This is a genomic window from Ferdinandcohnia sp. FSL W7-1320, assembly GCF_038050315.1.
GTDB lineage: Bacteria > Bacillota > Bacilli > Bacillales > Bacillaceae_L > Ferdinandcohnia > Ferdinandcohnia aciditolerans.
In genome coordinates this window covers 3280057-3294247 of sequence record NZ_JBBPAM010000001.1, presented here as the reverse complement: position 1 = coordinate 3294247, position 14191 = coordinate 3280057, and the positions used below count along the sequence as shown (strand labels likewise).

General features: G+C 36.9%; 16 protein-coding genes. 12 read left to right on the top strand and 4 right to left on the bottom strand.

The features are described 5' to 3' along the window. Window positions 1–162: 162 nt before the first annotated feature. A complete protein-coding gene (locus tag NST91_RS16295; protein ID WP_341331985.1) occupies window positions 163–552 on the bottom strand; it encodes a DUF7147 family protein in 390 nt (129 codons plus the stop codon). A 406-nt stretch (window positions 553–958) separates the two neighbouring features. Between NST91_RS16295 and rsmD the strand changes: the two genes are divergently transcribed. After that, complete coding sequence (gene rsmD, locus NST91_RS16290) at window positions 959–1534, top strand: 16S rRNA (guanine(966)-N(2))-methyltransferase RsmD (protein WP_341331984.1); 576 nt, start codon at window positions 959–961, stop codon at window positions 1532–1534. Next, complete coding sequence (coaD, locus tag NST91_RS16285) at window positions 1531–2019, top strand: pantetheine-phosphate adenylyltransferase (protein WP_121449101.1); 489 nt, start codon at window positions 1531–1533, stop codon at window positions 2017–2019. Before rsmD ends, coaD begins: the two co-directional genes overlap by 4 nt. Before the next feature lie 41 nt (window positions 2020–2060). On the opposite strand, the gene spoVV is transcribed toward coaD, so the two are convergent. Then, window positions 2061–3287 carry a dipicolinic acid transporter SpoVV gene (gene spoVV, locus NST91_RS16280; protein WP_121449100.1) on the bottom strand — a complete coding sequence of 409 codons (1227 nt, stop codon included), beginning with the start codon at window positions 3285–3287 and terminating at the stop codon, window positions 2061–2063. Between the two features lie 266 nt (window positions 3288–3553). On the opposite strand from spoVV, the gene NST91_RS16275 reads away from it, so the two are divergent. Both NST91_RS16275 and NST91_RS16270 read left to right on the top strand, forming a co-directional pair. Continuing rightward, a complete protein-coding gene (locus NST91_RS16275; protein WP_341331983.1) occupies window positions 3554–4360 on the top strand; it encodes a patatin-like phospholipase family protein in 807 nt (268 codons plus the stop codon). Next, a complete protein-coding gene (locus NST91_RS16270) occupies window positions 4341–5375 on the top strand; it encodes a SepM family pheromone-processing serine protease (RefSeq protein ID WP_341331982.1) in 1035 nt (344 codons plus the stop codon). Before NST91_RS16275 ends, NST91_RS16270 begins: the two co-directional genes overlap by 20 nt. A gap of 37 nt (window positions 5376–5412) precedes the next feature. Here NST91_RS16270 and NST91_RS16265 read toward each other — a convergent pair whose 3' ends face one another. Continuing rightward, complete coding sequence (locus NST91_RS16265; RefSeq protein ID WP_341331981.1) at window positions 5413–6654, bottom strand: nucleotidyltransferase; 1242 nt, start codon at window positions 6652–6654, stop codon at window positions 5413–5415. Window positions 6655–6946: 292 nt separating this feature from the next. Between NST91_RS16265 and NST91_RS16260 the strand changes: the two genes are divergently transcribed. The 4 genes from NST91_RS16260 to gerR all read left to right on the top strand — a co-directional run bounded on the left by NST91_RS16260 (window position 6947) and on the right by gerR (window position 9334). Further along, window positions 6947–7468, top strand: a complete 522-nt coding sequence (locus NST91_RS16260; protein WP_341331980.1) for a YceD family protein — start codon at window positions 6947–6949, stop codon at window positions 7466–7468. A gap of 37 nt (window positions 7469–7505) precedes the next feature. Further along, on the top strand, window positions 7506–7679 hold the full coding sequence (gene rpmF / locus NST91_RS16255; RefSeq protein ID WP_077617716.1) for a 50S ribosomal protein L32: 174 nt from the start codon (window positions 7506–7508) through the stop codon (window positions 7677–7679). A 187-nt stretch (window positions 7680–7866) separates the two neighbouring features. Then, window positions 7867–8631, top strand: a complete 765-nt coding sequence (locus tag NST91_RS16250) for an enoyl-CoA hydratase/isomerase family protein (RefSeq protein WP_341331979.1) — start codon at window positions 7867–7869, stop codon at window positions 8629–8631. Window positions 8632–8716: 85 nt separating this feature from the next. After that, window positions 8717–9334 (top strand): sporulation-specific transcriptional regulator GerR, encoded by a 618-nt coding sequence (gene gerR / locus NST91_RS16245; RefSeq protein ID WP_121449094.1) that lies wholly within the window; start codon window positions 8717–8719, stop codon window positions 9332–9334. An 82-nt stretch (window positions 9335–9416) separates the two neighbouring features. Here gerR and NST91_RS16240 read toward each other — a convergent pair whose 3' ends face one another. Next, window positions 9417–9890 carry an N-acetyltransferase gene (locus tag NST91_RS16240; RefSeq protein WP_341331978.1) on the bottom strand — a complete coding sequence of 158 codons (474 nt, stop codon included), beginning with the start codon at window positions 9888–9890 and terminating at the stop codon, window positions 9417–9419. A 189-nt stretch (window positions 9891–10079) separates the two neighbouring features. Here NST91_RS16240 and NST91_RS16235 point away from each other — a divergent pair, with 189 nt between their 5' ends. The 4 genes from NST91_RS16235 to NST91_RS16220 all read left to right on the top strand — a co-directional run bounded on the left by NST91_RS16235 (window position 10080) and on the right by NST91_RS16220 (window position 14191). Further along, entirely contained in the window at window positions 10080–11405 is a 1326-nt protein-coding gene (locus tag NST91_RS16235) for an acetyl-CoA carboxylase biotin carboxylase subunit (RefSeq protein WP_341331977.1), read from the top strand. 14 nt (window positions 11406–11419) lie between these two features. Continuing rightward, on the top strand, window positions 11420–11632 hold the full coding sequence (locus NST91_RS16230; RefSeq protein ID WP_341331976.1) for an acyl-CoA carboxylase biotin carboxyl carrier protein subunit: 213 nt from the start codon (window positions 11420–11422) through the stop codon (window positions 11630–11632). Between the two features lie 10 nt (window positions 11633–11642). Beyond that, a complete protein-coding gene (locus tag NST91_RS16225; protein ID WP_341331975.1) occupies window positions 11643–13184 on the top strand; it encodes an acyl-CoA carboxylase subunit beta in 1542 nt (513 codons plus the stop codon). A 140-nt stretch (window positions 13185–13324) separates the two neighbouring features. Then, window positions 13325–14191, top strand: coding sequence for a 2-dehydropantoate 2-reductase (locus NST91_RS16220; RefSeq protein ID WP_341331974.1), 867 nt, complete (start codon window positions 13325–13327; stop codon window positions 14189–14191).

Genomic DNA, 14191 nt, shown 5'->3' with positions numbered 1-14191 from the left:
AAACAATGTCCGTAATGCAAGTGAGGGTAAGAAAAAGGGTGAATCGTACCCTCATGCAATGGTCGTAACACAAGCGAGGGTATGAAAGATGAAACGTACATTCATTACTCGAGGCGCCAGCAACACATACTATTTGCATAACGCCTCCAAGTGTAGATATTGTTATTGCATTGGCGGTATGTATCGGTTCATTCTTAGAATCCCAATTAAGTGTTGATAATACAGTTCTTTTTCACTAAACATGGTGGATGGTTTAACGTCAAGTGTAATAATGGATAAATCCAGAACGCTAGCTAATTCTGCAAAGAGAGAGTACCTCTTATTGGGTTTGATTTGCGGGTTCGGTATTCCTTCCCTACAAATATAGATAGCTTGAAAATCACCAGGATTTGTTGGTTGAAAAGCTATTGCTAAAGAGGATAGCTGCCTATCTTGAACGGTAGTGTTAAAGGCAAATAGCTTTGAGATTCTGTTCCTATTATTTTTCATAAGTTCCAGGAGTTCATAAATATCAGAGTATCCTTCACCAAGCTCTATAAAGCGTTGTATCATACTAATTTCCCCTTACTTTCATATATTCCATGTTTACTTTATCACGATTTGATAGGAATTAACAATTACAAACAAAAAAACCCTGCAAGTCACTTGCAGGGTCCTTCCATTCCATGTTTTTCGTTACCGTTCACATGGAAGAAGGCAAAGGGAGAGGAGAAACCGGAGGAAGAACTTATGGGGAAACGTAAGTCTTCTCCGCGGTTGGCAACAACATCCTCGAATGATGTTGTTATTACTAATTATGACCAATTGAAAATTGTGTATACATGCTCCGGCGTATTTTTATTATTGAAGTAAAATTTTTTACTGGCCTTTCGTTTCGAATTTTTCTTAATTGATTAACAAACGATAATGTTTATGGTAGGATAATGTTATTCATTTTACATAGACAGTGGTGATAGTAGTGAGGGTTGTATCTGGGGTAAAGAAAGGTCTGCACTTGAAAGCGGTACCAGGGACGTCTACACGCCCAACAACAGACAAGGTGAAAGAAGCTATCTTCAATATAATCGGTCCTTATTTTGATGGTGGAGTTGGTCTTGATTTGTTCGGTGGAAGTGGAGGACTTGGAATTGAAGCGCTCAGCCGCGGGATCGACAAAATGATTTTTGTTGATCGAGACCAAAAAGCCATTCAAACGATAAAAGGAAATTTAGAAACTTGTCGCCTTCTGGATCAAGCAGAAGTATATCGAAATGATGCTGTGCGAGCATTAAAAGCAATCGTGAAGCGGGACATTAAATTTGATGTAATTTTTTTAGATCCGCCATATAAACAGCAAAAATTAACTGAACTTATTGAAGAAATTAGTAAACACCAGTTGTTAACAAGTGATGGAGTTGTTATTGCAGAACATGATTCAGAAGTATTACTCGAAAAGTCAATTGGTAACCTAGAATTAGTTCGGCATGAAGAGTATGGAATCATTGGTGTATCACTATACAGATATGAAGAGGGATGGGAAGGGGAACAGAAATGACAAGAATTGCAGTTTGCCCAGGAAGCTTTGATCCTGTAACAAATGGGCATCTTGATATAATTAAAAGAGGCGCAAAAGTATTTGATAAAATCTACGTATGTGTATTAAATAACTCGTCAAAAAAACCTTTGTTTACAGTAGAGGAACGGATCGAACTATTACAAGAAAGCACAAAGGACATACATAATATTGAGGTTGAATCATTTCAAGGTTTGTTGATGGACTATGCAAGTCAGAAAAAAGCAAATGCGATTTTACGTGGTCTTCGTGCTGTTTCAGATTTCGAGTACGAAATGCAAATCACCTCAATGAACCGTATTTTAAATGAAGAAATCGAAACCTTTTTTATGATGACTAATAACCAATATTCATTTTTGAGTTCAAGTATAGTAAAAGAAGCTGCAAAGTATCATGGCGAAATTTCAGAGCTTGTACCTAAGCCGGTAGAACTTGCACTTAAGGAGAAGTTTAACACCAATCATTAAGCTATATATCTTTTAATACCAATAGTAAAAACCCTCGCATTTTAAATACGAGGGTTTTTCATTCTAATGGAATATATACCGATATAACAAAATAAAGATAATATGGTAAAAAGCGGTCCGTAAGTTAATAAACCACTCCAAACCGTTTCTACCCATAAGGGGGTATGCTCTGGTATTAATGGAGAGAAGACTCCCAATGTTTCTTCCGAGCCTCTGTTTTTCACGTAAAGTGGATTCCATAAAAATAATGTGATAACTCCAGCCAAAAAGCCGTGCATAATTCGAGCCATAAAAAATGGCTTAAAACTCACATCAGTTTCCGCTAGTATACTCGCTACCTGTGCTTGAACTGATAGTCCACAAAATCCAAGAATAAAGCTGACAGCTATCACTTTAGGAAGTAAATCGATGTGTTCTAGTTCGCTTGTCATCATCGATCCCGTTGTAATTTCAAATATTCCGGAAATAAGCGGGATGCTAAGTTCGGTAGGTAATTGGAACAGTTTTAATAATATCGATAAACCTGCCCCAATTATGGCAATAACATTTATTAAAGAGAGAAGCTTATTAAATACAGAGAATAGAATGATAAATCCACCAATCATTAACAAGGTATGTATTGAGGTGGTTACCGCATCCCCTAATAATTGACCAAATGGCCTCTTTTCCTTCAATCTTGTACGGTGGAGTTCCTGTAAGGCTTTAACAATAATACTCTTTTTCTCTTTATCTTTTGGTGTATGTTCGTCGTCTTTTTTACCATAGAACCTCATAATTAACCCGACACAAAAATTACCGACATAATGACTGACCGCAAGCAAGATGCCTAACCTTGGGTTTTCAAAAAATCCTACAGAAATAGCGGCAAATATAAAAAGAGGATTTGATGCATTCGCAAAGGAAACAAGTCTTTCTGCTTCGACCCTTGTAATCTGTTTCTCCTGTCTTAGCCGTGCAGCTAGCTTTGCACCGGCAGGAAACCCTGAAGCCATGCCCATCGCCCATGCAAAACCACCTACACCTGGAACACGAAACAGTGGTCTCATTAGTGGTTCAAATAAGACACCGATAAATTTGACAACACCAAAACCAATTAATAATTCAGAAATGATTAAGAAAGGCAGTAAGGATGGGAAAACGATCTTCCACCACATTTCCAAACCGACCCTAGAAGCTTCGAGTGAATCCTTTGGAAAATAAATTAGTGCAATGGTAAGTAAGGTTATTCCTGCTGCAATGGCTACTGTTTTGAACCTAGAACGTATCAATGGTACTCCTCCTATAGAAGTCTTCTTTTCTATACAATTAGTTCATTTAAGTGATAGAATAAGAGAGTCCACAGTTTTCGAAATATTCTTTTTCTTTAATTCTGACGTCGTGAGTGTAATGAATAGAATCATCAATTATCAACCGATGGTTTGTACATCTATTTAAATATACGTGTATAGGTGGCAAGTTTAGACCAAAAGTTTGTACAAGTTTTCATTTCTTTTTTCATATACTGTTATAGTTTCAATGTTAGGGGATGATTCGTATGAACGAACCTGTAATCGGATTGGCACTTGGATCAGGTGGGGCGAGAGGATTTGCACATTTAGGAGTAATTAAGGTACTTTTGGCTGAAAACATTCCAATTGATCTCATCGCAGGAACAAGTATGGGTTCTTTGGTCGCAAGTTTTTACGGGGCAGGATTGGATATTGACCGATTATATAAGCTTGCTCTTGCATTTAAACGCAAATATTATTTAGATTTTACAGTTCCTAAAATGGGATTTATTGCTGGAAAAAGGGTAAAAGAACTTATACGTGTATTCACACACGGCAAAAATATAGAACAACTTGATATTCCAATTGGTATTGTGGCAACTGATTTATTAACCGGAGAAAAGGTTGTGTTTCGAAAAGGTCCAGTTGCAGATGCTGTCCGAGCAAGTATTGCCATTCCTGGAATATTTGTTCCTGAAAAAATTGATGGTCGAATCCTTGTCGATGGTGGTGTAATTGATCGTGTTCCCATTTCTGTTGCAAAAGAAATGGGGGCAGATATAGTTATTGCGGTAGACGTTTCACATGTTAAAATAAATGAAGAGGTTGCTTCAATATTTGATGTAATATTACAGAGTATTGATATTATGCAGAAGGAACTCGTGAAGTATGGGGAATTTTCCTCTGATATCATGATCCGTCCACATGTCGGACATTTTAGTTCCCGTGCATTTACAAATATTGAGGATATTATCCGAATCGGGGAAGAGGAAACGAGAAAACAACTTCCTATGATCCAAGAGGCAATTGCAAAGTGGAAGGAGTCTGCATTAAATGAAGAGAAAGAGAAATAAAGCGTATTTAAAAGCCCTCGTAATTGGTGTGGTGCTTGCAATTTTAGGCACCTTTATCCAACTCCCATATTACGTGACAAAACCAGGAATGGCAACAGAACTCGACCCCATCATTAATGTTGAAAACGGTTATGAAGAAGAAGGAGAATTTATGTTAACGACGATACGTCTTGGCCAAGCCAATATATTTAGCTATTTATTGGCTAAGTTTCAAAAGTATCATGAAATTTTACCGATTAATCATGTGCGACGGGACAATGAGAGTGATGAGGAATATACGAATCGCCAATTATTTTATATGGAAGATTCACAGGAATCAGCAATTACGGTTGCCTATAAGTATGCAAACAAGCCCGTTACGGTAAAAAACCATGGAATCTATATAATGGGTATTGTCGAGGGAATGCCTGCAGAGAAAGTGTTAAAGCCAGGCGATCGAATTTTTGCAGTTGATGGGAAACAAATTGAAGAACATACAGAATTTATGAAATATGTAGCTGATAAAAAAGAAAATGAAACGATAAACATTGAGGTTGAACGAAATGGAGAAGAGAAAACAGTCTCTGTTTCACTTGCACCTTTTCCAAAGGAACCAGACAAAATTGGAATTGGAATTGAATTAATTACTGATATCGAAGTGGTAGCTGATCCAAAAATTAACATTGATTCGAAAAAAATAGGTGGTCCTTCAGCTGGACTTATGTTTACACTTGAGATTTATAATCAGCTTACAGAAAAGGATCTAACTCACGGATTACGCATAGCTGGTACTGGAACAATCAATACTGAGGGACAGGTTGGCCCAATAGGTGGGATTGGTCAGAAGATAGTTGCTGCTGATAACACAGATGTTGACATTTTCTTTGCACCGAATGAAAATGGTGCAGCAGTTTCAGATTATCGACAAGCTTTAGAAACTGCAAAAGATATTAAGAGTGACATGAAAATTGTTCCTGTAGATACATTTGAGGACGCCCTTCATTATCTTAAGAATCTTGATGAAAATAGTAAATAAAACACAGCCGCTTCCAAAATGGATGCGGCTGATTTCTTTATAAATATTTTTGCAGTTCCTCATCATATCTAATTGGTGGAGTAGCATATTCCTGTCGCAGTAGTGAGGAGCGAAGTGGTTCAGGGAATATAGTTAAATATGTTTGGGTAGCCTTCACATCAAGTGTAAATAGTTCATCTGAAAATCCTGACACTTTTGTTACAATGGGAAGTTCTATTTCTTTTTTGATGTGATTCAAATAGTTCTGTCCTTTTTGAGACATACCTAGTAAACGAATATAGGTGGCTAGTGGATTTTCATTAATTGGTTTTAGCTGTTCCTTCGTTGTATTAGTTAATATATGTACGCATAATCGTTGAAGCCTTGTCCAAGTGTATCGTTTCGTTTTTATTTTTTCCATAAAGTCCATGAACGAGGTTGCTGTTGTAATTTGGGCTAGCAGTCTATTTTCAATACCTTCTTCGGCCTCATAAATATTTGCTAATTCAGCCGATGTAGACGTTAGTAACCTATATTTTAATAAGGTAAAGTATTCCTCCCACCGATGGAATAATTGATTTTCTCGATAGTAAGAAGATAGCCATTTGGAAGTTGAGGGTGGAAGATAATTTTTAATTTGATCCATATTTTTCTCAGTTGAAAATAATGTTTTACGAATACTAGTTGCACTTGCGATGGATTCATGAGAAATGGTTTCATCATGATAACCCGCAGAGGTTCGCATAATTGTTTCAGCTTTTACACTACTATTTTGATCATAGATAGCTTTTACGTAATGATAGCCTAAAATATTATTTGGTTTTGATAAATCAACGTATGTATCATGTTTTGAAAGTGAAGAATAAGCAAGAGAAGCTGCTTTAGGATAGCTATATCCTTTTTTCATATTCAGCCGAGTGATGGAATCATAGGTTCGTTGATTTTTTTTCATAAAATCCACAGTATTTTGAAAGTCGTCAATTGTTCCATTTTCACTACCAAAGCAAACTTCGTCACAATGAAGTGCACTTAATAGGGAAATTGCTCCATTCGCAAAGTTTTGTGCTTTCTGAGTGGCAAACGCATAAGGTAATTCAATGACGATATCGACCCCTGCTTCTAATGCCATTTTGGTCCTTGTCCATTTTGAAACGAGGGCAGGTTCACCGCGTTGTAGAAAATTTCCGCTCATTACTGCAATCGTACAATCTGAATTTGTTTTCTTTTTTGTTTCTTCGAGATGGTACTTATGTCCATTATGAAATGGATTATATTCCACAATAACTCCTACAGCTTTCATCATTTCACCCTTTTTTTCAATGTCTAGTATAAGCGCATAGCCCATCAAGGTCACAAGCCGCTCCGACAACAAGGTTAATAAACTACCCTCTAGCCTGCCCGTATAGTGCTTGTTATAGCTAATCAAGACCCTTATACATTTCTATTTAAAACTTTATTTTTAAATATCATTTTTTTGGAAAAGCTGATATAGTAGATAAGTATCTACACATTAAGTATAGTGTAAAGAAAAAATATTGACAAATGTAATCCGCAAAGCTATAATTACCTTTGTTGCCTTGAGGTGATTTCACTTGAAATGGACAATTAATCAATTAAATCAGTTAGCTCGAAAAGGTCTAATGATTGACGAAACTGTTGATGTTAGAGACTTAATGGAAATCGAAAAATCGATTCGAGATATTTCGCCGGTACAAATAACCGGTCGTGCTGATCTAAGCTCCACGAAAGCGAGCTTTCATTTAGAAATCTCTGGATCAATGATTTTGCCTTGTTCTCGAACTTTGGTTGATGTTAAATTTCCATTCGAGATCAAAACAACTGAAACGTTTTTACTTAGACAGACATCTGAATTTGACTTAGAGTCGGAAGAGGATGTTCATCAAGTTAAAGGAGAAGTAATTGATTTACTTCCGCTTATCAAGGAAAATATTTTACTTGAAATACCAATTCAGATTTTTTGTGATGAGGATTCGAACTCTGAAGATGCAGCACCGCAATCAGGACAAGATTGGGAAGTTATCAGTGAAGATGATAAAAAGAACAAGATTGACCCAAGATTAGCAGGATTAGCGAAATTCTTTGAGGAAGAATAGACCATCTTGATCTATTTTTTTTAAGGAGGTGGGAATAATGGCTGTACCTTTTAGAAGAACTTCTAAAACTAGAAAAAGATTACGTCGTACACATTTCAAATTACAAGTGCCAGGTATGGTGGCATGCCCAAACTGTGGTGAAATGAAATTAGCACACCGCGTATGTAAAGAATGCGGTACTTACAAAGGAAAAGAAGTTGTTAACAAATAATTTGTTAACATGTTAAAGCGTATTGATAACATTTGTTATCAATACGCTTTTTACTTTATTAGAGTACTTCCTAGCATCCCCCGTTCAATGAAAACACCTCAGATTCTTTCTAATGTTACTCAATCCAATGTTGCCAATCTCAATTTTTTACCAGTACAATAAGATAAAAAGCTTAAGGGGTAAATTCATGTCAAAATATATAGTGAAACGAGATGAAGAGGGAATCGTTTGGTTTACTATCAATCGCCCTGAAAAATGGAATGCAATCGATTATGAAGTGATGGATGGACTAAAAAAAACCATTACTGACGTAGAAGAAAATGATGATGATAAAGTTTTAGTGATTACGGGTACAGGACAAAAAGCATTTTGTTCAGGTGGAGATTTATCCGTTTTTCAAAACCTTAAAACAGAGCATGAAGCTTATCAGATGCTTAGCAAGATGGGGATGATTCTATACTCACTTGCTACATTAACGAAACCAACTATTGCTCTACTGAATGGACTAGCAATTGGAGGTGGATGTGAGCTTGCGACTGCCTGTGATTATAGACTAGCATCTCGTGGAAGTAGATTCGGCTTTGTTCAGGGTAAACAGGGGATTACGACCGGCTGGGGTGGAGCAACTCTCCTATTAGAAAGAGTATCGATTGACAAAGCGTATCGCCTTCTTCTCACAGGTGAGATTTTTTCAAGCGAAGCTGGTAAAGAACTTGGATTTATCCAACATATCTTGTCAGTGGACAATTCTATTATGGATTGTAAAGAATTTATTTCTAAAGAATTTTTACATAATACTAAAGTAGTAAATGCATACAAAAAGGTAGTAAATAGGAAATGGTCTCAAACCGGGTTGAAGGAGAGAATAAGTGAGGAGATCAAGGAGTGTACTACTTTGTGGGTAACTGAAGAACATCTAGAAGCAGTACGCAAAATCATGCAAAAAGAATAATTATTTCCATGCTAGAGTGTGAGTAGTCTATCTTTTCTATTACATGCATATGTATTAATAAAAAAGAAGTTTAGGAGGGAAAGATATGACTTCAACACGTCAAGATGCATGGACTCAAGATGAAGATTTATTGCTTGCAGAGGTAGTATTGCGCCATATCCGTGAGGGAGGCACACAATTAGGTGCATTTGAAGAGGTGGGCCGAACATTATCCCGAACCGCTGCTGCTTGTGGTTTTAGATGGAACTCATATGTCCGCAAACAATATAAATCAGGGATTGAACTTGCAAAAAAGCAGCGTAAGGAATTGAAGAAGCAAAACAATGGAGAACAACTTCAGGATAATTCATTGGAACAAGTGATCATTGAAAATGTAGATAGTAAACAACAAGTATTGCAATTAAAAGATGTGATTCGGTTCCTTGAAGAATATGAAAAGACGGAAAGTGAGTTTCAGAAGGTCGTAAATGAAAATCGGAACTTGAACACTCAAATAAGTAAGCTTCAAGAACAAGTTAAAACATTAAAGGCACAAAATAATACGTTAGAAAATAATATTCAATTAATTGAAGAAGATTATAAGGCATTAATCGAAATCATGGAGCGTGCTCGTAAAATGGTGGTTCTTCAGGAGGATGAAAGAAGTAAGAAAGTTAAATTTCAAATGGACCGAAATGGGAATCTGGAAAGAGTTGAGAAATAAAGAAGAAAACAGCTGACAATATGTTCAGCTGTTTTCTTCTTTTGGTGTCTAGCTCCATGTGCCTTGCACTTATATAGAAAAATCAGTCGATTTCATGTACACCATTCGGGAACCAAAGAAGAGGGTTTTCTCCAAGGTCACGTTCCATATTGTAAGATGCAGGGGTAAAGCCCATTTTCTCCCAAAACTCAGCTGATTTCACACGTGGATTTGTTTTGATCGGTAGATTATATGCTTTTGCATAGTCCACTAATGCTTTCCCAAATCCTTTTTGCTGATAATTTGGAAGTACTTCAAGCTTCCAAAGCTCTAAATAATCTTGTGCAGGTTCAAAATATTTATTGAATTTTTTATCAACACGATAAAGACTCATACGTGCTACTAATTTATCACCAAAGAAAATTCCGTAAAACGGTGAAACGCTATCATTTTCGATAATGTTTGATTCAAGGTCTTCCAGCATGGATAATTCTTGAAGACCATATTCTTTAAATGCTTTAAATTCTTCAAGTGTTTTGTAGTTTACTAATAATTTCTCAACCTTTGCCGTATACATTTTGTATCCCCCTTGCGATTCTACTAAGAGAAACTGTAATTATGAATATAAAAACATTATACAACAAAAATACAAAAAATTCTGTAGAAAAATATAGAAAGCGTTTTCAGTTGTGTGCAGGATTATGTAGATACGTGTAGAAATTATAGTGTGGGTGGATTTGATCTTTCAACGAAAGGGGAACAGATCTTGAAAAAAGTATTAATTGCAAACAGGGGAGAAATCGCTTTACGAATCATGAAAACATGCCACGAGATGGGGGTCGAAACAGTCGCTATTTATTCAGATGCGGACCAGCAATTACCATTTGTAAATTACGCAACTGTAGCGCATCGAATCGGTGAGGCACCCGTTTTAAAATCCTATCTTCAAATGGATAAAATCCTCGAAATTGCCGAGATGGAACATGTTGATGCAATCCATCCAGGCTATGGGTTTTTATCGGAAAATGCAGCTTTCGCAAAGGCGGTTGCAGAACGATCAATGGTTTTCGTTGGACCCTCACCCTCACTTATTTCATTGATGGGCGATAAGGTAAAAGCAAGACAAACTATGATCGAAGCGGGTGTCCCTGTTGTGCCAGGAAGTAATGAAAGTATTCGAACAATAGAGGAAGCTTGTACGCTTGCTTTAGAATATGGCTACCCAGTAATGCTAAAAGCAAGTGGCGGTGGTGGTGGTATTGGGATGATTTGTTGCAATTCTGAGGAAGAACTACAAAAAGCGTTTCACGCAACAAAGACTAGAGCTAAGACGTATTTCGGAAATGAAGAAGTGTTCATCGAAAAATTTATTCCCAATGCAAGACATATAGAAGTACAAATCTTTGGTGACCATCACGGAAACGTAGTTCATCTTTTTGAAAGAGATTGTTCGATTCAACGTCGAAACCAGAAAGTAATTGAGGAAACACCTTCTCCATTCTTATCTAATGAAACGCGTGAAAAAATATGTCACGCAGCCAAAAAGGCAGCTGAATATGTGAACTATACAAATGCCGGTACGATTGAATTCATTGTCGATGAAGAAGAAAATTTTTATTTCTTAGAAATGAATACGAGACTTCAGGTTGAACATGCCATTACGGAAATGATTACGAATATAGATCTTGTAAAGTGGCAAATTCTTGTGGCCAGGGGAGAGAAACTACCTTTGTCACAGGATGACATACTATCATCAGGCCACTCGATTGAGTTTCGTGTGTATGCAGAAGATCCGGTAAAATTTTTCCCATCTCCAGGAAAAATAGAGGTGTATACATTTCCGGATAATGATCCAAATGTGCGAGTAGACAATGGTTATGAAAAAGGAACAATTGTTACGCCGTTTTACGACCCGATGATTGCAAAAATTATTGTGAATGGTGACAGCCGACAAGAAACGATTCAATCAGCTAAGGAGTATCTGAATCAAATTGTAATCAAAGGAATAAAAACGAATATCCCTTTATTCCAACGAATTATCAACGAGGAATCCTTTTTAAAAGGAGAATATACTACAAAATATCTCAATTAATAGGGGGAATTGATATGAAAGAAATAAAAGCGAGTATGGCAGGGACCGTATTACAAATATTGGTTTCAGAAGGGGAAGAAATTAACGAAGGCCAAGTTGTGGTCATGCTGGAATCAATGAAAATGGAAATACCAATAGAAAGCGGACAAATTGGTAAAGTTGCTTCTATTAAAGTAGAAATCGGTGATTTTGTAAACGAAGACGATGAATTACTTGTACTAGAATAGGAGGGTAATAATGCTTCATACGAAGGATTTAGATCAAATGTTAGTAGAAAAAAGCAAAGAAATTGAAGCAGGAGGGCATGAAAAATACCATCAAAAGCTGAAAGAACAAAATAAATTATTTGTTCGTGATCGTCTAGCGCTTTTATTTGATAAAGGAATATACCAAGAGGATGGAAAATACGCAAACAATTTAGCGGGTGACCTTCCAGCAGACGGTGTCGTTACTGCAATTGGGGAAATAAACGGTCAAAAAGTATGTGTAATGGCAAATGATTCTACTGTTAAAGCGGGTTCGTGGGGAGCCCGGACAGTTGAGAAAATCATTCGAATTCAAGAGACTGCTGAAAAGCTTCGTGTACCGCTATTATATTTAGTAGATTCCGCAGGAGCTCGAATTACTGACCAACTTGAGATGTTTCCGAATCGTCGCGGCGCAGGGCGCATTTTTCATAATCAAGTAAAACTTTCTGGGATGATCCCTCAAATATGTATTTTATTTGGACCATCAGCTGCAGGAGGGGCCTATATTCCAGCGTTTTGCGATATTGTAATCATGGTCGATAAAAATGCTTCGATGTATTTAGGATCACCAAGGATGGCTGAAAAGGTAATTGGTGAGAAAGTGACCTTAGAAGAAATGGGCGGAGCACGAATGCACTGTACAGTTAGTGGCTGTGGCGATGTACTTGCTGCCAATGAAGAGGAAGCTATACAAAGTGCACGACAGTATTTGCAATTTTTTCCTGCCAATTATTTAAATAAACCCACTTTTATTGAAGGGAAATTACCAAAGGAAGGTAAAAGTCTTCAAGAGATAATACCTGTAAATCAGAATGCTCCTTTTAATATGTACGAAGGTATTGATACCCTCATTGACGAAGGTAGCTTCTATGAGATTAAGAAACTATTTGCTCCGGAAATAATTACTGGGCTAGCACGTATAGATGGAAGACCTGTTGGAATTATCGCTAACCAACCGAAAGTAAAGGGCGGCGTCTTATTTGTAGATTCTGCAGACAAAGCGGCTAAATTTATCACATTATGTGATGCATTCCATATCCCATTAGTGTTCTTAGCAGATGTTCCTGGGTTTATGATTGGAACAAAGGTCGAAAGAGCAGGCATCATTAGACATGGAGCAAAATTGATTGCTGCAATGAGCTCAGCAACTGTACCGAAAATTTCAGTTATCGTGCGAAAAGCATATGGTGCAGGACTTTATGCGATGGCTGGTCCTGCATTTGAGCCGGATTACTGTGTGGCACTTCCGACAGCTCAAATTGCTGTTATGGGGCCAGAAGCAGCAGTAAATGCGGTATATTCGAATAAAATTAATGAAATTGAAGACCCAAAAGAGCGGGTCGCTTTTGTTCAACAAAAACAACAAGAATATAAAGAGACGATCGATATCTACAAGCTTGCATCAGAGTTAATTGTTGACGATATTGTTCCAGCTGCAGAGCTTAGACGTGTCCTCATTGATCGTTTGTCCGCTTACGAAACAAAGGAACTTGAATTCGTCCAGAAAAAGCATCCAGTTTACCCAGTATAAATAAGAAGGATGATTAGACCCCAAGGAATTGCCTTGGGGTTAGTTCTGTTTTGTTTTGCCTACCTTTTGTAGTAAGTATCTAGTCATTTTGTCGGGCTTTTTGGTAAAATAAAGGTAGGACAAACTATGGAGTTGGAACTATGAAAATTGGAATAATTGGTGGGGGTTCTATCGGGTTGTTATTTGCAGGCTATCTTGCAGAATACCATGATGTAACCCTATATACGAGAACTGAACGCCAGGCATTTGAAATTAATCAAAAAGGTGTAACAATAGAAATTGAAAACACGTCAAATACATACCGTGTACAAGCTGTAACAAGTACAGCTAGTGTAATCAGGGAAGATATTCTTTTCATCGCGGTGAAACAATACATATTGAAGGACGTCCTTTCACAGATCAAAGACATAGAAAAGGTACAAACGGTTTGTTTTCTACAAAACGGAATGGGGCATCTTGATATCATGAAACAACTCGAAAATAAGAATATCCTTGTAGGTGTTGTAGAACATGGTGCATTAAAATTGAATGATACTACCATCATACATACTGGCATAGGTCTTACAAAGTTTGGGATTATTAAAGGGGATTTTATTACATTTGATATTCCTATCAAGGAGTTTCAAAACGAATTTCATAACAATTGGTATGAAATGATGACTTCAAAGCTAATTGTTAATGCGGTCATCAATCCATTAACAGCTTTATATGGAGTTAAGAATGGGAGATTGCTTCAAAATGAGTATTTCAAGAATCAAGTCAAGACTTTATTTCGTGAAATCACGTCTGTCATACCTTGTAATGAAGAACAAATGTGGGAGCTTGTGGCGACAATTTGTAAGAATACTGCTCAAAATAAATCTTCTATGCTACGAGATATAGAAGAGGGAAGAAAAACCGAAATTGATGCCATTTTAGGGTATGTATTAGCTGAAGCAAAGAAAATAGATCGGGAAGTAGCGATAACACAATTTTTATATGATTCTATAAAAGGGATGGAAAGATGA